Annotated in this window: 17 protein-coding genes and 6 tRNA genes; 6 read left to right on the top strand and 17 right to left on the bottom strand. The window is 50.0% G+C overall.

Annotated features, from left to right (window positions below; all coding sequences use genetic code 11):
• Positions 1–3: 3 nt before the first annotated feature.
• The 6 genes from EOE65_RS13385 to EOE65_RS13360 all read right to left on the bottom strand — a co-directional run bounded on the left by EOE65_RS13385 (position 4) and on the right by EOE65_RS13360 (position 564).
• A tRNA-Lys gene (locus tag EOE65_RS13385) sits at positions 4–78 on the bottom strand.
• A 16-nt stretch (positions 79–94) separates the two neighbouring features.
• Positions 95–170, bottom strand: a tRNA-Asn gene (locus EOE65_RS13380).
• A 39-nt stretch (positions 171–209) separates the two neighbouring features.
• A tRNA-Lys gene (locus EOE65_RS13375) sits at positions 210–284 on the bottom strand.
• Between the two features lie 16 nt (positions 285–300).
• Positions 301–375 (bottom strand) — tRNA-Lys (locus tag EOE65_RS13370).
• A gap of 7 nt (positions 376–382) precedes the next feature.
• Positions 383–458, bottom strand: a tRNA-Asn gene (locus tag EOE65_RS13365).
• Between the two features lie 18 nt (positions 459–476).
• Positions 477–564, bottom strand: a tRNA-Ser gene (locus tag EOE65_RS13360).
• A gap of 231 nt (positions 565–795) precedes the next feature.
• Here EOE65_RS13360 and EOE65_RS13355 point away from each other — a divergent pair.
• A complete protein-coding gene (locus EOE65_RS13355; protein WP_127694825.1) occupies positions 796–1,569 on the top strand; it encodes a ferredoxin--NADP reductase in 774 nt (257 codons plus the stop codon).
• A gap of 5 nt (positions 1,570–1,574) precedes the next feature.
• Here the strand turns inward: EOE65_RS13355 and EOE65_RS13350 are convergent, their stop codons facing one another.
• The 7 genes from EOE65_RS13350 to EOE65_RS13320 all read right to left on the bottom strand — a co-directional run bounded on the left by EOE65_RS13350 (position 1,575) and on the right by EOE65_RS13320 (position 10,555).
• Positions 1,575–2,171, bottom strand: coding sequence for a MarC family protein (locus tag EOE65_RS13350; RefSeq protein WP_127694824.1), 597 nt, complete (start codon positions 2,169–2,171; stop codon positions 1,575–1,577).
• Positions 2,172–2,285: 114 nt separating this feature from the next.
• Positions 2,286–3,233, bottom strand: a complete 948-nt coding sequence (locus tag EOE65_RS13345; protein WP_127694823.1) for a hypothetical protein — start codon at positions 3,231–3,233, stop codon at positions 2,286–2,288.
• A gap of 281 nt (positions 3,234–3,514) precedes the next feature.
• Entirely contained in the window at positions 3,515–4,816 is a 1,302-nt protein-coding gene (locus tag EOE65_RS13340; protein ID WP_127694822.1) for a hypothetical protein, read from the bottom strand.
• Between the two features lie 83 nt (positions 4,817–4,899).
• Positions 4,900–5,817: a hypothetical protein gene (locus EOE65_RS13335; RefSeq protein WP_127694821.1), complete on the bottom strand. Its 918-nt coding sequence runs from the start codon at positions 5,815–5,817 to the stop codon at positions 4,900–4,902.
• A 353-nt stretch (positions 5,818–6,170) separates the two neighbouring features.
• A complete protein-coding gene (locus tag EOE65_RS13330) occupies positions 6,171–7,562 on the bottom strand; it encodes a hypothetical protein (RefSeq protein ID WP_127694820.1) in 1,392 nt (463 codons plus the stop codon).
• A 101-nt stretch (positions 7,563–7,663) separates the two neighbouring features.
• Positions 7,664–9,319, bottom strand: a complete 1,656-nt coding sequence (locus EOE65_RS13325) for an electron transfer flavoprotein-ubiquinone oxidoreductase (protein WP_206052687.1) — start codon at positions 9,317–9,319, stop codon at positions 7,664–7,666.
• A 171-nt stretch (positions 9,320–9,490) separates the two neighbouring features.
• The gene (locus tag EOE65_RS13320; RefSeq protein WP_127694819.1) at positions 9,491–10,555 is read right to left on the bottom strand and encodes an AraC family transcriptional regulator; all 1,065 of its coding nucleotides are present in this window, start codon (positions 10,553–10,555) and stop codon (positions 9,491–9,493) included.
• A 325-nt stretch (positions 10,556–10,880) separates the two neighbouring features.
• On the opposite strand from EOE65_RS13320, the gene EOE65_RS13315 reads away from it, so the two are divergent.
• Together EOE65_RS13315 and EOE65_RS13310 are read left to right on the top strand one after the other, a co-directional pair.
• Positions 10,881–12,854, top strand: a complete 1,974-nt coding sequence (locus tag EOE65_RS13315) for a DUF1302 domain-containing protein (protein WP_127694818.1) — start codon at positions 10,881–10,883, stop codon at positions 12,852–12,854.
• Positions 12,855–12,882: 28 nt separating this feature from the next.
• Positions 12,883–14,232: a DUF1329 domain-containing protein gene (locus EOE65_RS13310; RefSeq protein ID WP_127694817.1), complete on the top strand. Its 1,350-nt coding sequence runs from the start codon at positions 12,883–12,885 to the stop codon at positions 14,230–14,232.
• A gap of 33 nt (positions 14,233–14,265) precedes the next feature.
• Here EOE65_RS13310 and EOE65_RS13305 read toward each other — a convergent pair whose 3' ends face one another.
• Positions 14,266–17,034 (bottom strand): bifunctional diguanylate cyclase/phosphodiesterase, encoded by a 2,769-nt coding sequence (locus EOE65_RS13305; RefSeq protein ID WP_127694816.1) that lies wholly within the window; start codon positions 17,032–17,034, stop codon positions 14,266–14,268.
• Between the two features lie 184 nt (positions 17,035–17,218).
• Between EOE65_RS13305 and EOE65_RS13300 the strand changes: the two genes are divergently transcribed.
• Positions 17,219–17,599, top strand: a complete 381-nt coding sequence (locus EOE65_RS13300) for a chromosome partitioning protein ParB (RefSeq protein ID WP_127694815.1) — start codon at positions 17,219–17,221, stop codon at positions 17,597–17,599.
• 179 nt (positions 17,600–17,778) lie between these two features.
• Here EOE65_RS13300 and EOE65_RS13295 read toward each other — a convergent pair whose 3' ends face one another.
• Entirely contained in the window at positions 17,779–18,234 is a 456-nt protein-coding gene (locus tag EOE65_RS13295; RefSeq protein ID WP_127694814.1) for an NlpC/P60 family protein, read from the bottom strand.
• Between the two features lie 219 nt (positions 18,235–18,453).
• Here EOE65_RS13295 and EOE65_RS13290 point away from each other — a divergent pair, with 219 nt between their 5' ends.
• Both EOE65_RS13290 and EOE65_RS13285 read left to right on the top strand, forming a co-directional pair.
• Positions 18,454–18,858: a DUF4332 domain-containing protein gene (locus tag EOE65_RS13290; protein WP_127694813.1), complete on the top strand. Its 405-nt coding sequence runs from the start codon at positions 18,454–18,456 to the stop codon at positions 18,856–18,858.
• A 100-nt stretch (positions 18,859–18,958) separates the two neighbouring features.
• The gene (locus EOE65_RS13285) at positions 18,959–20,257 is read left to right on the top strand and encodes a DEAD/DEAH box helicase (protein ID WP_127694812.1); all 1,299 of its coding nucleotides are present in this window, start codon (positions 18,959–18,961) and stop codon (positions 20,255–20,257) included.
• Here EOE65_RS13285 and EOE65_RS13280 read toward each other — a convergent pair.
• Positions 20,254–22,245 (bottom strand): putative bifunctional diguanylate cyclase/phosphodiesterase, encoded by a 1,992-nt coding sequence (locus tag EOE65_RS13280; protein ID WP_164847111.1) that lies wholly within the window; start codon positions 22,243–22,245, stop codon positions 20,254–20,256. The two genes, EOE65_RS13285 and EOE65_RS13280, sit on opposite strands and share 4 nt — an antisense overlap.
• Positions 22,246–22,534: 289 nt before the next feature.
• Positions 22,535–23,911, bottom strand: a complete 1,377-nt coding sequence (locus EOE65_RS13275; protein WP_127694810.1) for an FAD-binding oxidoreductase — start codon at positions 23,909–23,911, stop codon at positions 22,535–22,537.
• Between the last annotated feature and the right edge of the window lie 165 nt (positions 23,912–24,076).

Here is a 24,076-nt window from a genome sequence, read left to right as displayed (position 1 = left end):
GAATGGTGGGTCGTATAGGATTTGAACCTATGACCAATTGGTTAAAAGCCAACTGCTCTACCACTGAGCTAACGACCCGGAGAAAAAATAGAGTTGGCTCCTCGAGCTGGACTCGAACCAGCGACCAATAGATTAACAGTCTACTGCTCTACCAACTGAGCTATCGAGGAACTCAAAGCCCAAATAAGCAAATTACTTATCTAGGAAAATGGTGGGTCGTATAGGATTTGAACCTATGACCAATTGGTTAAAAGCCAACTGCTCTACCACTGAGCTAACGACCCATATAAAGAAGAAAAGTGGTGGGTCGTATAGGATTTGAACCTATGACCAATTGGTTAAAAGCCAACTGCTCTACCACTGAGCTAACGACCCACTGAAGTGGCTCCTCGAGCTGGACTCGAACCAGCGACCAATAGATTAACAGTCTACTGCTCTACCAACTGAGCTATCGAGGAACTTCAGCATCCTTTAAATGGCGGAGGGGCAGGGATTCGAACCCTGGGAGCCTCTCGACTCGCCGGTTTTCAAGACCGGTGCTTTCGACCACTCAGCCACCCCTCCAAAGGATGGGCGCAGATTTTATAGAGTTCGGAAAAAGAGTCAACACCCTTTTTCTATTTTTTTGATTTTTTTTCAAAAAAATCGATTTTTTTCAAAAACTTGAGTAATTTTCGAACAATAACAACCAAAAGTGATCAAAATTCAATCAGAAAGCGCCATTATGGCGTTAGAACACTTTTGGTAGCTCGTAAGCCGACATATAGTTTTTTAATAAAAACACCCGAGGTCATCATGCGTGTTATAAAGAAAGAGGCTGTCATTTCGGTACACCACTGGAACGACTCACTCTTCAGTATCCGAACCACCCGTAACCCTAGCTTTCGTTTTGAGAACGGCCAGTTTACGTTAGTCGGTATTGAACGCGACGGCAGAAAGGTGATGCGCGCTTACAGTATGGTGAGCGCCAACTATGAGGACCACCTGGAGTTTTTTAGCATCAAGGTGCCTGATGGCCCCCTAACCTCCCAGCTAGCGACCATACAGCCCGGAGATGCGCTCTGGGTAAGTCAAAAGACGACAGGCACCCTTGTAAATGGCCACCTACTGCCAGGAAAACGGCTCTACATGTTCGCCACAGGCACAGGGCTAGCCCCTTTCCTAAGCCTAATAAAGGACCCCTCTATTTATGATGCATATGAGAGTGTCATTTTGGCGCACTGCGTACGTAAGGTCTCTGACTTAGCTTATCAACGCGAAATTAGCCACGTATTGACGAGCAACCCCTACTTTGGAGAAAGCGTCAAGGAGAAGCTCATCTACTTTCCAACGGTAACGCGCGAGCCATTTCGCAATCAGGGCCGTTTGACCGATCTGCTCAAAACAGACCAGCTCACTAACACGCTTGGCTTGCCGCCGCTTGCACCCACGGCCGATAGAGTCATGTTGTGCGGAAATCCAGAGATGATAAAAGAGATGAGTGAACAGTTGAGCGAAAGAGGGTTTGCAGAAGCAAAAAGTGGCCACTTAGGCCACTATGTTATCGAGCGAGCATTTGTGGAGCGTTAGCCACATTAAACTGACATATTAACGACGCCGTCATGCACAAACTGAATTGCCAATGCCGCAAGAATAACGCCCAGAAAACGACGCAAAATATCATCACCAGTGCGACCAATGATTCGCTTTACGTATCGTGAAAGCATCATCAGCAAAAAGGTAGATACCGTAATGGATAAGATGGCCAGAGTAACCGCCATGTTAGACGCAGACGCCTCTCCTTTTGAATAAAGCAGAATCGCCAACGTTAACGACCCAGGCCCAGCCATCAGCGGTATAGACATGGGAAATACAGCAATATCTTTACGTTCAGTGGTAGTGGTGTACTCCATATCTTTGGTGATCATATTGAATGCGGTGTAAAACAACAGAATCCCGCCCGAAATCCGTAGCGCATCAATACTGATACCAAGCTTGTGCAGCAAAGGCTCACCAAAGTTACCAAACAACACCAACAACGCGAAAGAAATAACCCCTGCCTTTAACGCCATTTTAAAGCGGTGAGCCATATCATCAGGTGGCACAAGGGAATGAAAAATTAGCGCTGCGCCGATAGGATCAATAATCACAAATAGGGCGATCAGCGCATTCAAATAAGCAGCTATATCCATGTAAACCTCGAGAGTAGACGAACGTCTAAAACTAAAGCGCAATGGTAATATGGACGCACTAAAAAAGCACCCGAAGGTGCTTAGCTGATATGCCGCTGTGGCGAAAACGCTCAGTTAGTCACGCTTATGCGGGGTGAGCAGCGAGTAGTTCGCTAAGACTTTACCCCCATCTAAGGTGCCGTTCTCAAAGGTTGTGAGACGGAACCCCAGCATAGGCACCCGGGGCTGCGTTCGCTCAGCCGGTAATGCCCATGTCAGCACCGAAGCACGACCGTTAAGCAGATCAACCAAGGTGCGAGGGGCTTGGACCCAGTTCTCTGCACCTGCGTCGGCTAAGACCGGCTCCGCACCAAAGCCCACCACATTCACCGCATGGCATAGACCGGCGGGGCGAGTCGGGCTGTACTCCGTGTCTTGTGGTTGTAGCGCGGTAACGCCTTGCTGCTGATTAACCTGCACACTTGCCGCCGGTTCTGCTGAGGTTGTGGGATAAACCCCAAAGCTATCGCACCACTGCGTCGTATGGCCTAAGTCGGTGGTATAGGGTTTATGGTTCATGTAGCCGGCTAGGGGATAGCTAACGACCCATTCGGTTGCTGCATTAATATCTTTAAGCTGTACCACTTCATTGGTGAGACTCGCCACTGACAAGGCATCAGCGACCGCCGCTATACCCCCTTCAGCACGTGAGAGGTCGTAATTATTCAGTGTTGGATGGAAGTGCTCGGCTGGGAGGTTCAAGCCTCTCAGTGCAGTGGCTCGATAACTAGAGAGCAAGCCCCGACCTACATTTGCAATCGCAACATAACCTTCTAAGGTTCCGTGAGTATTCGCTAACCCTACACTTGTCGTTTGCTCACCTTGCTGCCAAAGATTCACCATAGCGTCGCAATTATTAAGGCCATCAACCACACTAATAGGGTAAATTTCTAAAGAGCCACTACTTTCCTCTAACTCAACTGAACTCTGATAGCTCGTATTTTGATAGGAACGAATAGGCGCATCGATAACTCCCCCAATGATGCAATTATGACCAACAGAGCTATCAACGAAATTAAGCATTGCCCTGCCGTTTTCAAGCGAATACATAGCCATACTAAAAAGAGCAGCTTTGCCGAGGTACACATTATACGAAGCTAAAACGTCGCCGTTCACTATACTACGAAATTTGATATGCAGAGCTTTCGAATCTGATGCAATATTTAAGTATGTTTCCCAGTTATTCTGGGCGCTGAAGAATGGGACAATTAACGCCTCTCCACGATGATCACCAGCCAACTCAAGATTGCCTGCAACGCTCATTTGCGACGTAAACATTCCCATAAGCATTACCATAAACAAACTTAGCTTCCGCATGACATATTCTCCTTGTCGTTGCAGATTGGGCGGTGAGCATCTAAAAACATGTAATTCGACAGTACTTTTCCACCAAATAACGTTCCGTTTACATATGTCGTTAAACGAAAGCCAAGTACTGGATGCTTAATTTCACCTACAGTCTTTCCGTTACCAAAGTTTTGTTGGCTTTGAATAAAGCTGAGTTTTAAGAGCCCAACCTCTGTTCGACTGAACGAAAAGCCCTCCGTGATTAACGATGACGAATCACTTAAACTGTTATAACTACTCACTTGCCCCACAGGAGCATATAGATTCACAGCATTGCAAAATCCATGGCTAACGCTATGAGACTGATTCAACACCGATGTAAAGTTAGTGACAAAGACATCTGTATGATGAGCGAGCTCTGCTGTCACTGAAGAGATATTTGAGTTGTGTGCGATGCCACAGCTGGTTTCAACATCTCGCACGTATGGTTTTGTATAGCCGTACCCTGCTAATGGATACGTGACTACCCACTGAGTGTCCGCAGCAGTGAAATCGTTACTATCAACAAAATTCGAGATTCCCGTAACATTCAAAGCATCCGCGACCGCCTGAATACCACCAACAGTTTGCGTTAAATTGATCTGGTTTTTAGTTGGATGCTGATGGCTAAATTGTATCCCTGTTTCGGCAAGAGCGACAGCGGTGCTGACTGCCGAAAGTCCTTTCGTTACACTAACTAAGTTAACATTGCCACGGATCTGTGCGGTGTAACCTGCTGCATCCATGTCCGCATCGGGGTGGGTCTGCCAGCGCCCATTTGTAGCCCAGTTAGCCGCATACTCTGCGCAGCTAAAACCGGTTCGTCCATACTCAGGCTGCATGCCATTCATGGCTAAGCCCGTTGCAAAGACTTCGATAAAACCGATATCTGCCGAGAGCGGTAGGTCGGTACCAACACCGCCTTGATGTAGTACTTCAGATCCCACTTGTCCGCCAATCACACATTGCCCTTCTGCAACACGCATGACGGTTTTACCTGGTGCGATGGTCGATAAGCTGGCACGAAACGTGGACGCGGCTCCCCCGTAAATATGGAAAGAGTCCAACACTTCACCCGTTTGCGCACTGCGGAATTTGATGTGGACTAAACCGCCCTGTGTAAACAGGTTTAGGTAGGTATCCCACCCGTTTTGGGCGGTATAGAGCGGAAAGAGCAAGACTTCACCGCGATCATTGGAGGAGACGTTAACGGCATGAACAAAGGGGGCTGTGAGTATCAACAGCCCACAGCACAACAAACGCTGTAAGTAGGTTTTCATCTCAGTACTGTCCTTGTATATATTTTGTATCATTGTGGTGTGGTGGTTATTAGGGCATGGCTCCACAGTAAGACATCACACGTTTAGTCACGCTTATGCGGGGTGAGCAGCGAGTAGTTCGCTAAGACTTTACCCCCATCTAAGGTGCCGTTCTCAAAGGTTGTGAGACGGAATCCCAGCATAGGCACCCGGGGCTGCGTTCGCTCAGCCGGCAATGCCCATGTCAGCACCGAAGCACGACCGTTAAGCAGATCAACCAAGGTGCGAGGGGCTTGGACCCAGTTCTCTGCACCTGCGTCGGCTAAGACCGGCTCCGCACCAAAGCCCACCACATTCACCGCATGGCATAGACCGGCGGGGCGAGCTGGGCTGTACTCCGTGTCTTGTGGCTGTAGCGCGGTAACACCTTGCTGCTGATTAACCTGCACACTTGCCGCCGGTTCTGCTGAGGCTGTGGGATAAACCCCAAAACTATCGCACCACTGCGTCGTATGGCCTAAGTCGGTGGTATAGGGTTTATGGTTCATGTAGCCGGCTAGGGGATAGCTAACGACCCATTCGGTTGCTGCATTAATATCTTTAAGCTGTACCACTTCATTGGTGAGACTCGCCACTGACAAGGCATCAGCGACCGCCGCTATCCCCCCTTCAGCACGTGAGAGGTCGTAATTATTCAGTGTTGGATGGAAGTGCTCGGCTGGGAGGTTCAAGCCTCTCAGTGCAGTAGCTTGGTAGCCGGACATGAGCCCTCGGGCGACATTGATTAAAGTAACCTCGGCCCCCAGTATCGCTTGGCCGTCGTCACTAAAGCTCCCTTCCTCGACGATGGCACCGCGTGTTTGCCATTGTTCTGCAATTTCCTCACAGGTTAAGGATGCTTCCCAACGCTCGGCTAACGAGGCCGGTATGGCATATAACTCGACAGAGCCTTGGTCTACCGGTAAGTCAAATCTGAGAACCTGGGAATAATCATCTCTTATAAAGGAGGTTGGCTTACCCACATCTCCGCCAACCAAGCATATTGATGCACTTAAGGAATTTGCGAAAGCAGCTCTGCTTCTACCCTCGGAGTCTTTGTATAATGCAAAAGCAAGTAGTCTTTTTTGTACTTCGTCTATGTAATAAATGTTATAAGCAGCGCGTACTGCACCTGTGTGTGCATCTCTTATTTTCATGTGCAAGCGCTCGCTAGTAGGCTCTACATTGATGTAAGTCTCCCACCCGCTTTGGGCTGAGAAGAACGGCACAATAAGCGCTTCTCCAAAGCGCGAGTGCGTTACTCGCTCTGGCACATTATCGCTATTTGCTGCTACAGAGAGACTTATGGCAGCACCTAATACAAAAACTTGAGCGGTTAATCTTTGCATCGCTGACCATCCTTGCTGTCGCAGCCGAAAGTATGTGGTGTTAAAAATGAGTAGTTAGCCAGTGTACCACCACCGTTTAATGTGCCGTTTTCATAACTAGTCAATCTGAATCCAATAACCGGATGTTTCATGGGGTGATAGGTTACGTTTGTGGGTGCCTGGGGTACATGCCTACGATCTGGATATACAGGCAACTCCCCATCTTCAGGCCGCTCAAATTCAAAACTGACCTGCGTAAACCATGATTGCCAGGCTACAGCACTCACAAAACCCAGCCTGTTACTCGCTGTAGAAAGACTTGAACTATTAGGGTGGCGAGGTTGAAGATGTTGGAGATATTGAATATTAGCGGCTTCGCAGAAGAAGGGCGCAAGAGAAGGTGCAGGTACTATGGAGTCGAGCGTCCTTATTGGATAGAAATCTGTGCTACTGCCATCAGAAGAAATAATACCGCCGCTTCGTACGCTACCTAATTCGTTAGTATCGGATATCACTGTCCAGCCACCGCAGTTTAAGCCTTCCCCGTCTTGTTGAACGGTATACGGTTTCTCATAGCCATACCCCACTAACGGGTAGGTAACGACCCACTCAGTATATGCATTTACGTCGGAGGAGTGATCCATGACATTCGATATTCCTGTCACATGCAGAGCCTGCGCGACTGCCTCTATCCCCCCTTGGGTCTGGGTAAGATCTAACGTATTACGGGTGGGGTGCTGATGCGTGAAACGCGCTCCGGTATTGGTTAACGCAGTGGCATGATTCGCAGATGACAACCCCTGCGTTACATTCACAAAGTTAACAGTGCCATGGATCTGTGCGGTGTAACCTGCTGCATCCATGTCCGCATCGGGGTGGGTCTGCCAGCGCCCATTTGTAGCCCAGTTAGCCGCATACTCTGCGCAGCTAAAACCGGTTCGTCCATACTCAGGCTGCATGCCATTCATGATTAAGCCCGTTGCAAAGACTTCGATAAAGCCGATATCTGCCGAGAGCGGTAGATCGGTACCAACGCCGCCTTGGTGTAGTACTTCAGATCCCACTTGTCCGCCAATCACACATTGCCCTTCTGCAACACGCATGACGGTTTTACCTGGTGCGATGGTCGATAAGCTGGCACGAAACGTGGACGCGGCTCCCCCGTAAATATGGAAAGAGTCCAACACTTCACCCGTTTGCGCACTGCGGAATTTGATGTGGACTAAGCCGCCCTGTGTAAACAGGTTTAGGTAGGTATCCCACCCGTTTTGGGCGGTATAGAGCGGAAAGAGCAAGACTTCACCGCGATCATTGGAGGAGACGTTAACAGCACTCGCAAAAGGAGCAATAACAAACATTAGCGCACACAACATGCGCCGCATCGTAAAAGCAGTACTCATACCTTTCCCTGTATTAGATTCCCTTTAATGAGCACATATTAATCTATCCAAGGGAGTATGAGTACTATCTATATTGGGCTGAAGAGCGACTTCCCTTCTATTCACATATTCGGATAGTTAGGTCCGCCTGTGCCTTCAGGGGTCACCCAAACAATATTCTGTGCTGGGTCTTTGATGTCACAGGTTTTGCAGTGGACGCAGTTCTGAGCATTGATCTGGAAGCTCGGTTGGCTGGCGTCATCCTCTACCACTTCATACACACCCGCTGGGCAGTAACGTTGTGCTGGTTCCGCGTAAGTTGGCAGATTTTTCGCCAACGGAACGCTCGGGTCTTTTAGTGTCAAGTGGCACGGTTGGTCCTCTTCATGGTTCGTGTTGGAGAGGAAAACCGAGCTGAGCTTATCAAAGCTCAAGACGCCATCCGGTTTGGGGTACGCGATGGGTGTAAATTCCGATGCCGGGCGCATCTGCGCGTAGTCTTCGTGGTTATCACGCAAGGTGATCGGTAACTTGCCGCCAAAGATATTTTGGTCGATAAAGTTGAACGCACCACCCAAGAACGGCCCAAACTTATGCATCGCCGGTCCAAAGTTACGTGTGCGGTATAGCTCTTCATACAACCACGAGTCTTTGAATGCCGTGTTGAAGCTGTCGAGCTTCTTACCACCGGTGCAACCGGCTTGCAGCGCGGCAAAGACGCTCTCGGCGGCTAACATGCCAGACTTCATCGCGGTGTGCGTCCCTTTGATCTTGGCAAAGTTCAGCGTACCGGCGTTACAACCGATCAGCAGACCGCCGGGGAAGACCATCTCAGGTAACGCATTGAAACCGCCTTTCGCGATTGCACGCGCACCGTAAGAGACGCGCTTGCCGCCCTCAAGGTGTTGCTTTAGAACTGGGTGATGCTTAAGGCGCTGGAACTCATCAAACGGGCTGATGTACGGGTTGGCGTAGTTCAGATCCACGATCAGCCCCACCACCACTTGGTTATCATCGGTATGATAGAGGAAGAAACCACCGCTGGTGCCCCCTGATAGCGGCCAGCCAGAGCCATGTACCACTAAGCCCGGCTTGTGCTTAGCGGGATCGATATCCCATAGCTCTTTAATACCGATGCCATAGTGTTGTGCATCGGCGTCTTTATCCAACTCAAATTGGCTGTAGAGCTGTTTACCCAAGTGGCCACGGCAGCCTTCAGCAAACAGAGTGTACTTGGCATGCAGCTCCATGCCGGGCATGTAGCTGTCTTTCTCGCTGCCATCCGCACCAATGCCCATATCACCGGTCGCGATCCCCTTAACGCTGCCATCGTCGTGGTATAGCACTTCCGATGCGGCAAAGCCTGGGAAGATCTCAACACCGAGGGCTTCAGCCTGCTCACCCAACCAGCGTGTCACATTCCCTAAGCTAACAATATAGTTACCTTCGTTGTGCATGGTTTTGGGAATCAGTGCATTGGGCAGTTTCTTTGCGCTTTCCCCGTCTTTTAGCAGGTAGAGTTCATCTTCGGTGACCGGGGTATTTAGAGGGGCACCGCGCTCTTTCCAATCGGGGAAGAGTTCATCTAGGGCGCGTGATTCAATCACCGCACCCGATAAGATATGTGCGCCCACTTCTGAGCCTTTTTCTACGACACAAACGGTCAGCTCTTGTTCAGCTGCATTAGCTTGTTGCATGAGTCGGCAAGCTGCCGAGAGGCCCGCAGGCCCTGCACCGACGATGACAACATCAAACTCCATCGATTCACGTTCAGTCATAACCCTTCTCCGGCTCAATTTTATTATCTATAACGCTCGCTGAAATATAGGCAAAGCTCCCCAATCAGCTTTCACAACTTCTGGGGTGGGAGCTTTTCAGTCCGTTGGATGATTGACCAAGGAGCAAGAAACCGCAATATCGAAAGCCAACACTTTCACTGACAAAAAAAGTCAAACCTCATGCGAGTACTGATTTTGATAGTCTTCACTTTTACGGTATTGCCCAGGTGTCATACCGGTCCATTTTTTGAAAGACCGAAAGAAAGCAGAAGGCTCTTCAAACCCCATTAACCCGGCAACATCATTGATGGAGAGGTGCGGAGAGTTCATGTAATTAATGGCTGCTTCTTTACGACAATCATCTTTAATCTTTTGATATGAAGTCCCCTCCTCTAACAGCCGGCGCCGCAATGTTGAAACCGAAACATGCAGCATCGACGCGACCTCATCAGCACTCGGTAGCTCGCGGCTGAAGTCTTTGCCTAACATCGCAACCACTTGCGACTTCAAAGACTTATCGTCATCCACCATAACGTGCAACTGAAAGGGTGCTGTTTTTAGAAATCCGCGCAGGGAGGCTTCTGTTTGAATCAAGGGGTAATCCAGAAAGCGTGCAGGGAAAACAATCGCGTTATCATGCTGATCAAAGCGCACCTCAGAGCGGAACAGAGTACGGTAATAGTCAGCATCATCAGGCTTTGAAAAGGTGAAGTAGGCTGCCTTCAACTCCAGCCGCGTGCCAATCAACCAGCTCGTGAAGTGCTGCCATACCGACATAGAAGCACGAATCTTTTCAGGTGCTTCAACTTCAAGCAGGTGCGCAAACTCCTCGGCGGTGACCCCTTGAACCGGCGCAAAAGAGATCTTTGCGTAGCGCCCGCGCCTAATCAATACAGGCTTGATAACTGGGCCGCGGCATATCTCGTAAAAGTCGGTACACCGGTGGAGCGCCTTCTCTAAGCTGCTGCAATGCAGAATCGCATGGCACATCATCCTAAAGGTTCCGTTGGGAACGCGTCCGCCCCCCATAAGCCCAAACGACTCATCTTGCGTAATCCAGATAATGCGCTGATACAGCTGACCAAACTTATCAGCTGGAAACTCTGTTTGCTGATCCACATCCTCCTGCTGTAAGCCGACATAATCCAGCAGGCTCGCTACTTCGAAGCCTTGCGCTTCAGCCAAATCCAGCAAGTGCTTAACGTAACCACTTGGGACTGTGATCTTGCGTTCCATAACTTTATAACCTCACGCGTAGTGACTCTCGCAGCCTATTATTTTTATTGGTACTGCCACCCACATTTCCGTATGACTCATCGCACTGTTTTGTTAGTTATTCTGGCGATTATTGCTATTGTTGTACTTAAGCACAGTGTAGAAGATGCTTAATCAAGCTACACTGGCGAAATGGATTCACGATTTCAAGCCCTTGTGATGAATAAGTGACTTGAAAGCATCGACTTGTGATTCTACGGACGGTTACAAAGTAACACCACAAGCAGCATAACGTGACAGCTGTAGCGGCCGTTGCTACAAAAATAACAATGCAAGGTGAACGAAAATGGCAATAAAAATGAACGGAGTGCCACCCAAGTCTCTGCCTCCCTCTCACGCATTTTCTCGCAAACTCCTCCCTACTATTTTGGCGCTGACCATGGCGCAACAAGCCTATGCGGCGGAGTTCCAACTCGGCGAGATCGAAGGTCGATTTGACTCTCAGGTGTCCCTTGGTGCCAGCTGGCGCGTTGAGAGCCCTGATTCAGACCTGATCTCCGCGCCAAATGGAGGCACGGGGCGAGGCTCTGGTAGTTTTGATGATGGTAACCAGAACTTCAAACGGGGCGATACGTTCTCACGTACCCTGAAAAGTTTGCACGAACTATCACTCACCTACGAAAACTATGGCGCTTTCATCCGAGGAAAGTACTGGGTTGATTTTGAGCTAAACGATGGCAATCGAGCACATGGCCACACCAACAACGGCTATGCAGCTAATACCCCGCTCGATGATTCAGGCTTTAATGACTATGCCAAGTTCACCGGCGGCGAAATTCTCGACGCATATGTTTGGGGTAACTTTGACATTGGTAATAAGCCACTCGACGTGCGCTTAGGTAGCCAAGTACTCAACTGGGGTGAAAGTACTTTCATCCAAGGTGGCTTGAACGCCATCAACCCGTTCGATGTCAGTGCGCTACGTCGCCCTGGTGCAGAAATCAAAGAAGCCTTGCTGCCCGTTAACATGGTTTTCGCATCACTCGGTGCTACCGATAATCTCAGCTTAGAAGCCTTCTACCAGCTTACATGGGAGCCTACGGTTGAAGATGGCTGCGGGACTTATTTCTCTGCCAACGACTTTGCCGCACAGGGTTGTAACGGCATCCGAGTCAACGCTGGCGACTTTAACTTCGTTCCTGACTCGCCCTACTTCAATGCTGTCGCGAACACCTCGCCTTGGAACCTGACCGGTACCACGCCTGTTGTTCTAAGAGATGCGGACGGTGTCCGCGAAGCGGACGATAACGGCCAATTTGGTTTTGCAGCGCGCTATTTCGCGGAGTCACTGAACGATACCGAATTTGGCTTCTATTTCGCGAACTACCACAGCCGCCTACCTATCGTGAGCGGTATCAAGACACCAACAGATCCGGCAGCACTGGGCGCAGCGCTGGCGCCGGGTGTAACCGCACAAGTCACGCAGCAGTTTATTGGCATGGGAGCAGACGTAACCGACCCTGCCGTTCAAGCAGCTATTGCGCAAACAGTCACGACCACCGTGGGGCAAATTGTTCAGGGCACTGTACCTTTCAATAGCCGCTACTTCACCGAATACCCAGAAGATGTGAAGATGTTTGGTGTGAGCTGGAATACCAACATCGGAGACTTGGCGTGGTCGGGTGAGATCAGCCACAAACAAGATGTGCCTTTGCAGCTGAATGGCCCTATGCTGGTCGCTTCAATGCTCACGCTAGGCACTCAGCCGGGTAACCCTGCTAACGGTACTGTGGTACCTGTCGGTACAGCCGGACTGGGTGATGACATCAGCGGTTACACACAGTTTGACATCACTCAGATTCAAACCACGGTGATTAAAACCGTTAACAATATTATGGGCGCAAGCCGCTTAGCTCTTATTGGCGAGCTTGGCTGGACCCACATCCATAACTTTGATGAGAGCGCAGCCGCCCTCAAATATGGCCGCAGCGGCGTATTTGGATACGCACCGGGTGATGATGATGGCTTCGTAACCCAAGACTCCTTCGGTTATGTTGCTCGCGCGGCTCTTACCTATCCGAATGCATTTTCTGGCGTCACGCTGACGCCACAGGTGAGCTTCAAACATGGCCTCAGCGGCTACGGCCCACAGCCAGGCGCAGCATTCAACGAAGACCAGAAATCGCTCAACATTAGCCTGCGCGCCGATTATCTAGAACGCTACTCTGCTCAGCTGTCCTATACCAATTTCTTTGGTGGTGACTATAACGAGCTAGAAGACCGCGACTTTATCTCCTTAAGCGCTTCCGTGTCGTTCTAACCTAGCAGCAGAGAAGAGGATGAAACTTATGACATTTAAATCAACGACCCTGCTAGTAGCATCAGCACTGTCGATGAGTTGGAGTATCGCAGCGCTGGCGGCGGTCTCAGCAGAAGAAGCTGCTCGATTGGGTAAAGATCTAACACCCATGGGTGCTGAAAAAGCAGGCAATAGCGATGGTTCAATCCCCGCTTGGACGGGTGGTATCGCATCCACTGATAACCGTTATAGCAACCCCTTTGCTGATGAGCAGCCGCTGTTTACCATCACCGCAGCCAATGCCGATCAGTATAAAGACAAGCTGTCGCCGGGCCAGCTAGCGATGCTCGCTAAATACCCAGATACGTTTAAGATTCCCGTCTATAAAACGCATCGCACAGCAAAGTTGCCACAGAAGGTTTATTCTGCCGTTGCGCAAAACGCAACCAGCGCCGAGCTCACTGATAACGGCAATGGTATTGCAGGCCTTTCTGAGGCCGTGCCTTTCCCGATTCCAGCCAACGGCTTGGAAGTGATTTGGAACCATATGACACGCTACCGTGGGGGTGCGCTCGAACGTACATTCGTGCAAGTCCCTGTACAAGCGAATGGCAGCTTTACACCGGTTAAGATCAACGAAAAGATGTCTTGGCCAACCTACCTAAAAGAGCCCTATGATCCAAAGACAGACGACAACATTTTGTTCTACTTTGTACAAAAAGTTGAAGCACCTGCTCGCCTAACCGGTAACGTGCTGCTGGTTCACGAAACCATGAACCAAGTTACACAACCGCGTCAGGCCTGGACGTACAACGCAGGGCAGCGTCGAGTGCGCCGCGCTCCTCAGATTGCATATGATGCACCGGGTACGGCCACTGATGGCCAACGCACAACAGACAACCTAGACATGTTTAACGGCGCTCCCGATCGTTACGAGTGGAATCTTGTTGGCAAACAAGAGATGTACATCCCTTATAACAGCTTTAAACTCGCTGATCGTGAGCTAAATTACGAGGATATCCTGCAAGCAGGCCACGTAAACTCGGACTTAACGCGCTACGAGCTACACCGTGTTTGGAAAGTAGAAGCTACCTTGAAAGAGGGAGCACGCCATGTTTATGCCAAGCGCACCTTCTACATCGATGAAGATACTTGGCAAGCCGCCGTGGTTGATCACTACGATGGGCGCGGCGAACTGTGGCGAGTTGGCGAAGCGCACCAATTCCAGTTCCGTGATGTGGATGTACCTTGGTTAACCGCAGAGCTGCTGTATGATCTTCAGTCGGGGCGCTATCTTGCCGGCGGCCTCACTAATGAAGAGGGCATCGGCTTCGACTTTACGAAACGCTTCTCACACAAAGACTTTACACCACAGGCGATTCGCCGCCTTGGTCGTTAGTCATAAAAAAGCCCGCTTCATGCGGGCTTTTTTTTACGCTTCGGCTGGTTCTTGAAGCGAAAATTTCGCTAAGTCTTGCAACGGCATGGGCTTAGCAAAATAGTAACCTTGTATCTCATCACACTGCTGAGCGCTCAAGAAATCAACCTGCTCCTGCGACTCAGCCCCCTCTGCGATCACCTTAATACCCAACGCATGGGACATAACAATAACCGTTTGCACAATGGTCTGATCATCAGGGTCCACACCTATATCTTTTACGAAGCTGCGGTCTATTTTTAAATATTGAATGGGCATCTTCTTAAGATAAGACAAAGACGAGTAACCCGTTCCGAAATCATCGATGGCAATCGTCGCACCAAGGTCTCGTAATGCCTGCAGCTGTTCGAGCGTTTTATCAAACGAATCCACCAGCGCCGTTTCAGTGACCTCAATGGTAATCGCATGCGCGTTGATCAGGTTGTTTGCGTCAAGCTCGCGCAGTGTATTGATCCATGCATCGCTGCGAAACTGCTTGGCTGAAATGTTGATCGACACGTTAGATCGGTCAAGCACGTTGGAAACTTGCATATCCGTCGCAACCCGCTGCAGCACCCAGTCGGTAATCCGTTCGATCTCACCCGATTCCTCAGCTATTGGAATAAACTCGGCAGGAGATATAGGGCCTAGCTGTGCGCTGTCCCAACGAATAAGCGCCTCATAACCGGTCAATGTCATCTGAGCGGGGTTGACCTTAGGCTGATACACCAAGCTGAACTCTTTATCCTCGATGGCAGAGCGCAACGCATGTTTCACTTTGATCATACGCTGGTTACGCGCATTGATGTTGAAATCAAAAAATGAGAAGCAGCCTCGTCCCTGCGCTTTAGCGTTATACATCGCGGCATCAGCGTGCTTCAAAAGTAGTTCTATATCATCACCATCCCGGGGGAAGATCGCTATCCCAATGCTGCTGCCAATCATCACTTTCTGCTTTTCGATCACAAACGGAGCACTCAGCACGGTAATAATTTGATTGGCTAACACCGCTAATCCAGACTCGGTTACCTCCCCCGGCACTAACACGGTGAATTCATCGCCTCCTAAGCGGCTCACAACATCCACTGTTCGCGTGTTTTCTCTCAGCCGCTCAGCCACCATCACAAGCAGCTGGTCGCCAAAGTCATGGCCTTGGGTATCATTCACCTCTTTAAAGTGATCAAGATCGATAAACAGCACACCAAAAGAGGAGCGATAACGTTTTGCGTAACTAACAGTATCCGCCAAGCGAATCTTAAAGGACTCTCGGTTGTGTAGGTCCGTTAAAGGGTCTCGATAAGCGAGCTTGGTCAGATTTTCACTGGCCTGTTTCTCTTCAGTGATATCTTGGAAGATGCCGATATAGCCGGTTACAACCTCATCGCGCCCCATAATCGAGTTGATTGAGAGGCGCTCGTGATACTCTTGGCCATTTTTACGGCGATTAATCACCTCGCCCTTCCAATGTCCATATGCCTCTAACGCTTGCCACATGCCACGATAAACGCCATCTTGCGTTTTCCCTGACGCGCGAAAGTTTGGATCTAAGCCAACAACATCACTCTTTGTATAGCCAGTAATGCGCTCAAAGGACTGGTTCACATCCAGGATTTTCCGGTCTACATCGGTAATCAGAATCGCTTCTCGGGTATTTTCGAAGATGCTACGCGAGATATTCAGTAGGTTCTCAGTTTGCTCGACATTGGAGAGGTCGGTTACCACCGAGCAGATGCCGTAAACCGCATCATTCACATCCAGCAAGGGGAATTTGACCAGCAGCAGTTGGTGCTCCTCACCCTCACGCACGATCGAAACTCGGCGGCTGATAGCCTGCTTCGAGGCCATCACTTCTTGGTCATATTCAACAAAACGATCAGCATCGTTAGGCTCAACCACATCGTAAACAGTGCGCCCAATAAGAGGCCCCCGTTCACTAAACGCTTCATCAAAGCGCCGGTTAGTAAGGATATACCGCCCCTGCAGGTCCTTAATAAAAACCCAAGACGGGATATGATGAAGAATATCGTCAAGCTGACGGTTGTTATTGAGTAACGCCTCTTGCGAGGCTTGAATACGCTGCATCATCGTATTCATAGCTGCCGCAACCTGACCAATTTCGTCATCTGTCGGCATCGACGTACGCGCAGTTAGATCGCCTTGCGCCACCGCCTCAGACACTTGCACCATATGTTGCAAGCGCACCCGGACTTTGCGCCAGAATAATACGGCCAACGCGCCAAAAAAGAGTAGTAGTACGACAAACAAACCAAGGAAGTAGCGCTGTACTACCCCATAGAAAATCGCTTCCCAATCAGCGATATTACGCTGCAATATCAAATAGCGACGACCACTTTCTGGATCTGGCGGCAACGCGATAGCGCCAAAAAGCGCCCCCTGCTGGCCATGCTCTATCCAAGAATAGGTATCAACGGCGCTATCTAAATAGGCCACAAGCAACTCATTGGCGCTGAGTAGACGTTCACTATCACCGTTTAATACATGTAACTGGCGATCCGCTTTACGCCCGACAAGAAAAATATTATCAGGCGCAACTAACTGCTGTGCTTGAGCGAACCACCGCTCTGATAATGCACCATCGTCTGTTAAAACGAGCTTCTCAAGCTCACCTAATTTCACCGCAAATCCTTTGCTCAATTGCTCCTCTACCGCCACTAGTAATTGTGGCCGCAGTATGGAATGGGTTAACCAGCAAAGACTCGCTACGACTAGCAATAGCAGCACCGCGATCTTGCCTTGCACCCCTATGGAGAACGATTTGAACATAACGTATTACTAACCTAAAACACGTAAAAGCACCGAGAAAAGATCGCTTTACCCTGCATTACTCACCAAGAGAGAACCTGTTAATTCAATCCTGATTAATTTAGCCGCAGGTTTAATATCAATATCGACAAGCCTTTTTTGGGCCTGCCCGCCAATTATAGACGCAAATAAAGGGAGTCATTTGATGACTAAAGTTCTTCGCACGGCAGCAACAACTATGATGCTTACAATCAGCATTGCAGCAGCACCAAACGTTTTAGCGGCTTCAGCCTGTAAAGGTTTATCAGAATCTGCATGTGACAAAAGCAAGAGCTGCTACTGGATCAGCAGCTACAAGCGTTCCGATGGACGTAAAGTATCAGCGCATTGCCGCACTAAGCCTTCGTCATCTATAAAAAATTCCGCTAAGTCCACAAAGCAAAAAGCAAGTGACAAAGCAGCAAACAAGACCAAGAGCGTTACCGATAAAGCCAAGACTAGCTCAGCTAAAGCAACGAAGAAGGCCGCTGATAAGAGTGCAAACGCTAAGAAAAAAGCCTTGAAGACCACAGAGAAGAAAAACTAAACAGAAAAAAGAGGGCTGCAAAAGCAGCCCTGAATATGACAAGAACCGTGATGCTGATGTAATTGAGGGAGCTACACCAGCATTGGATGAAGCACACCACGCCAACTTATAAACGCGGTATAACTTGCGAGCCACTTCATTATACAAAAACGAGAATCATTATCAATAGCATTTGTGAATTAATATCGTTTCGCCATCCAATAGCGTGTTTTCCAATACGGATTGGTTAACGGTGTTACCGTCACACCTACACTGGTTGATGCATGCATGAAGTTCCCATCACCAACATAAACACCGACATGGCGCTGTTTTCGCCCCGTCTTAAAAAAGATAAGGTCTCCCACCTGCCATGCACCGAATGCAACCGACTCCCCTGTCTGGCTCAGCATCAACGTCGTGCGAGGAATAGACCGAGATAAAACATCTCGATAGGCGTGCTGCACAAACGCAGAACAATCAACTCCCTGCTTAGAGCTACCGCCCAATAGATAAGGCGTGCCTCGCCACTGTGTATAAAACCCACTGAAAGGTGCCGCCGGCCATGCGCTTACAGCCACAGGTGGCCGTGAACCTTTGCTACTGCAGCCGGCCAACAGAGAGATCAATAACACCCAATAGATCACCCGATACTTCACTACGCTCTCTCCTGAATGAACCCCAATGTACTGTTTAGCCTAGCAAAGGCCACTTCATCATGCAGACATATATAGATGATAGTCATGCTAGGTCTAGTGGCTGTGCGAAAATCCACTTATGATAAAAAAGCGGTTACAGCGCTTTGCTGTACCGGCTCTATTAAGCAATGCGGCATACAATCAATCAGACAACGCTCTACCAACTGAAGGATATTAGGAATGGCTAAACTGACTGACATTAAGGGTATCGACGAGGCAATTGCTGAGAAACTGAAATCAGCAGGCGCAACAACGCAAGAGAGCTTTCTAGAAGTTTGTGGCGAGAAAAAAGGCCGCAAGGAAGCTGCTAACGCAACAGGCTTAGATGAAAAAGAGATCCTCGGCTGGCTCAACCGTGCCGACCTTGCGCGCATCAAGGGCGTAAGCACGCAATATGCCGACCTATTAGAAATTGCAGGTGTCGACACAGTCCCTGAGCTTGCTCAGCGAAACGGTGCGAATCTATTCGCGAAAATGGAAGAGATCAACGCCGATAAAGCCGTGGTAGAAAAGATGCCAACAGGCGCGCAAGTGGAAGATTGGGTAGCACAAGCGAAAGCACTACCTCGCGCGATCCACTACTAATCCATACCGCGGCGCAATTCTGCGCCGCTTTTACATTCTGCTCTCAGCGCAGCTCTGGTAAACTGGCAGCTTAACCCTTCCTTTTGGAGACTTCGCTACAGTGTTCGCCGAACTGCACCTTGATAATCGCCTGCTACGTGGGTTAGACGCCCTTGACTTCACCGAGCCAACTGAGGTTCAGCAAGCCACAATCCCACCAGCAATGGACGGCAAGGACTTATTGGTCACGGCAGCTACCGGTAGCGGTAAAACGGCTGCATTTCTGTTGCCTATTCTACAGCACCTCCTAGAGAACAAAGCACCCAACAGCGGCACGCGCGCGCTCATCTTAGCGCCCACGCGCGAGTTAGCTCAGCAGATCCTGAAAGATATCGAAGCGCTAGCCCGCTTCACCTTCTTAAGCGCTGATATGGTCTGTGGTGGCGAAACCTTCAAACCACAAGCGGCAAGACTGCGCAAAAACCCCGAGATTATCGTTGGCACACCGGGCCGTTTGATCGAGCATCTAGATAAGCAAACACTAGATTTTGATGATGTTGAGTGCCTAGTGCTGGATGAAGCTGACCGTATGCTAGATATGGGGTTTCAAGAGGATGTGATGCGCATTGTGCAATCCGCCCCTTCCAGCCGCCAAACGATGCTATTTTCAGCAACCCTCTCCCACGACGGTATGCAAAATGTCATCGCTCACGCGCTTAACGAGCCCACGTCTCTGCAACTGCACAGCCACCGAGAAGCGAAAGCAAGCATCAAGCAGCAGATCATTACAGCCAATGACAATGCGCTTAAAGATAAACAGCTAGTGTGGCTTGCCACTAACGAGCAGTTTGATAAAGCCATCGTCTTTGTGAATACAAAAACGGCCGCAGACCGCCTAAACGGCTACCTACGCCACCATGACGTGAGAGCGGGCTTGATTCACGGAGATCTCACCCAAGAGCAGCGCAAGCACGTGATGGGGCTGATGCGTCAAGGCAAGATCAATGTACTCGTTGCTACGGATGTCGCTGCACGCGGTATCGATGTGAAAGGCATCGACCTTGTCATCAATTACGATATGGCACGTAGCGGTGATGACCACACCCACCGTGTGGGCCGCACTGGACGCGCAGGAAACACCGGCCTTGCGATTAGCCTTATTGAACCGAGTGAATGGAACTTGATGTCCAGCATCGAGCGCTACCTAAAAACCCGCTTCGAAAAGCGTGTCATCAAAGGCATGGAGGGCAGTTATCAAGGTCCAAAAAAACTGAAAAGTTCAGGTAAAGCCGCCGGACCTAAGCGCAAGAAAAGCGCGAAGAAGCCGGCGAGCAAAGTGAAACGCAGTAAAGATAAAAAGCCTGCAGCACCAAAGGGCCCGGTAGATCACGGCTTCGCTCCTCTAAAGCGTAAGCGCTAGCTCTCGCCTAGCGAATCACAATAGGCAGCGACCTTAGACAATGGCGCTGCCTCGATAAAATACCGACCTTTCACGAAGCGATAGCCACACGCTTTCAACAGCTCTAAGCGCTCCTCTGAATCAGCCCCACCGGCCACCACATCGATCTTATAATGTGCAGCCAACTTAGCGACCACCTCAATTAAGGTGGCAGAAGCGCTCGATTCATTCTCTTGGATCGCGAACTGTGCGGCCAGATTTAGATACGTAACAGGATAGTCATCTAAGTAGTTCAAGGCCGCAAAGCTTGCCCCAAAATTACTGATCGCAAAACGAACACCTAACGCCGCAAGTGCGTCAACCGCTTGCTTGCGTGGCGGGCTTGCGCTCACCAAATTAGATTCATCAATAGAAAAGATAAACTGCGATGCTGCTACCCCGTTCTCCCGAAAAATACCACGATACTGCTCAGCCACCGAGCGTACATAGAACTCACTGGGATATTTGGGCAATGAAATAGCAAGCGGCAACCCATCCTCCTGTAACGCACGCAAGTCTTTACATGCCTGTCGCAACGCCCACTCACCTAGCAAGCGAATCGCTCCAGTACGGTTCGCAGCAGGAATAAAGGTTTGACTAGGCAACAAACCGCGCTCAGGGTGGTGCCAGCGCAGCTCCGCTTCCAGAACATGCGCCACCCCTTGGTTTAAATCGATAACCGGCTGATACACCAGCTCAAACTCACGCGCTTCTATCCCCCTTAGGATGTCGCCGTTCATAGCTTGATAATGCTCAGACTCTTCGCGCAGCTCTTCGTTGAAGAACATCTGTGAAGCAGCGCCCTGCTTAGCCGCCTCACGTAGCGCTAGATCAGCACGCTGCAGCAACAATGAGCCGCTTTCACCATCAATCGGGAACAATGCAATACCGACCGATGCAGAGACAGCACAGGTTTGCCCTTGCACTTCAAACCGGTCACGCAAAGAGCCTTGGATCTTTTCGATCATCAAATCAGCTTGAATCGCATCAGAGATATCGCGCAGCAAAATCACAAACTGATGCCCCTCTAGACGCGAGACAATATCAGACTTGCGCAGGCACTCACTGAGCCGCTGACCAACTTGTCGGAGCACCTCTTTGCCGACTTCATTGCCGAGCGTTTCGCTCAATTCAACGAAATTATCTAGCTCTAGCACAATCAGCGCGCACTCTTTGTCTTCACGCGCTAACTCGCTCAACACTTGATCTAAGCGCTGTGCAAAGTAGCTCTGGCTAGGTAAGCCGGTCACAAGATCGTGATGGGTCTGATAACGCATGGTTGCCAACGTCGCTTGCTGCTCACGCTTCAACTGGGTCCATTGATAGGACGCCCAGCCCACCACCAACGCCAACCCTGATAGCAGCCCCCAGATAAGTAAGCTCAAACGTTCCATAGGCCGGTTGTGGGACACATTACCCACCAACTCCCAGCGCTGTCCTTCAAGCTCTAGAGGTAAAACCGCACTATCGGCGGCGCTAAATAACTGCTGCTCGCCAACGATGGGACGGCCTTGCTCATCACGGATAGCAACCGCTACGCCGGTACCGCTTAAGCGTTCTAAAAGCTGCGCTAAATCGAGCCTCCCAACCAGTTGGCTGGCAGGTTTTTGCCCTGACAGTGGCACCGCCAATACCAACGCTGGCGCGCTGCCATCCTGTTGCGAAACCAGTTTGAGTGGTGGCCGTTGTTCACCTTCAAATTGGCTTTGCGCCGAGCCTCCTTCCGCAGGAAAAAGCTGTACGGATGCCCCTGAGGGTTGAACCCAAGTAATGTTGGTTAGCATGGAGGGTAACAAGGGGGAAATGGCAGGTAACCCGTGTGCTGAATCGTGATTCGCAACTTGCAACGCCAAGTGCTCGAGTGCTAGCTGATCCACTTGAATCTGTTGAGTTAGCATCTCACGCAGGGTTTCGACAACCGCATCATTCCCCGAACGTGCTCTCTCATTTTGGCTATCTGACAAGCTCATTAGATGCAGCGAACCAACAAAAAACACGCTGATGCCACAAAACGCGGCCACTAATCTCGGGTACCGACTGATCCTTTCACAGAGTCCAAATTTCGCCACGTAGTGTGTCAACCTCATTGCGCTAGAAAACGGTGGAACAAATTGAGTGGTGCAAACTCCATTTCCACCACTCCTTCGTCTCTATCTAACAACAAATTATAACTTAAAGATATAAATGTGTATCTGTTTGGAGCCGACGCAAAGCAAATAGATTATACTTTAGTATTTATTCAAAAATAATATATTGATTTTAAAGCGTTATTACCTTTCCAGGATTCATTAAACTTTCCGGATCGAGGGCCTGTTTGATCTGTTTCATAACCTCCACGCCCGCTGGAAGCTCCGCTTCCAAATAGTCCTTTTTACCCTGGCCAATGCCATGCTCTCCGGTGCATGTTCCACCCATCTGTAGGGCACGCTCTATAAGACGGTGGTGAAATGCTTCGACCGCTGCAACTTCAGCGGCGTTGCTCGTATCTAACGCAGGCACCACATGAAAGTTACCATCCCCTACATGGCCCACAATCGGCATTGGGATCGGCATCGTTTTGATATCATCAGCTGTTGCTAAAATACACTCAGCTAACCGTGAAATCGGCACACAGACATCGGTGGAAAAGATCTTCGCGTTGTCACGCATTGCCCGTGCAGCATAAGCAAGGTCATGGCGCGCTTGCCACAGTGCAGAACGCTCCTCGGTATTGGCGGTCCATTGGAAGTTGCGCCCGCCGTTCTCAGTTGCTAGCGCTGCGACGGTTTCCGCCTGCTCTTCCACCCAAGCGTGAGTGCCATGAAACTCCAAAAACAGATGCGGTAGAGCAGGATAGTCGGTGTTACTGAAGCGGTTGACTGCATCAATTGCAACGCTGTCTAGCAGCTCGATACGTGCCATGGGCACGCCCATCTGAATGGTCTCGATGACCGAGTTCACAGCCCCTTCCAAAGAATCAAATGCGCAAACGGCTGCAGAAATAGCCTCCGGCACAGGGTGCAGACGTAACGTGATTTCGCAGATAACCCCTAACGTTCCTTCCGATCCGACAAACAACCGCGTCAAGTCATACCCTGCTGCGGACTTACGGGCGCGCGAGGCGGTTTTGACGATACGTCCATCCGCCATCACTACGGTTAACCCCAGCACGGCCTCGCGCATTGTCCCGTAACGTACAGCATTTGTGCCAGAAGCTCGCGTCGCCGCCATGCCTCCCAACGAAGCATCAGCACCGGGGTCGATAGGGAAAAAGATACCTTGGTCACGCAGGTGGTCATTGAGCTGCTTTCGGGTGACACCTGCCTGCACCGTGCAGTCCATATCCTGCGCCGACACAGAGAGGATCTTGTTCATCAGCGACATATCAACACTCAGCCCGCCCTGAGTTGCGTTTACCCCACCTTCCATCGCCGTCCCGGTGCCAAACGGGACAACAGGCATATGATGGCGACGACAGATACGCACCACCTCCGATACCTCTGATGTGCTGCGCACGAACGCAACCGCATCCGGTTCTGCCGGTGCGTGAAATGACTCATCCTGTGCGTGGTGCTGCCGCACCCCTGCGGCGGTCTGGAGCCTATCGCCTAGCAACGCCTGCAACTCCTCGATCGCTAGTGTAAATCTGGGTGCCATAACGCTAATCCTTCGCTTGCTTGATAGATTCATCCACTTTAGCAGAGATCAGAGCGCTACATACAATCAATAGTGAGACCATAAATCTCATTTTATAAAAATATTGACTCGTTAGATGCTTTCGTTAAGAATCCACGAAAACAAGACATCATGTCTCAAAATAAA

Source organism: Neptunomonas marina (assembly GCF_004005935.1).
Classification (GTDB): Bacteria; Pseudomonadota; Gammaproteobacteria; order Pseudomonadales; family Balneatricaceae; genus Neptunomonas; species Neptunomonas marina.
This window is presented reverse-complemented; position numbering and strand designations above follow the sequence as displayed.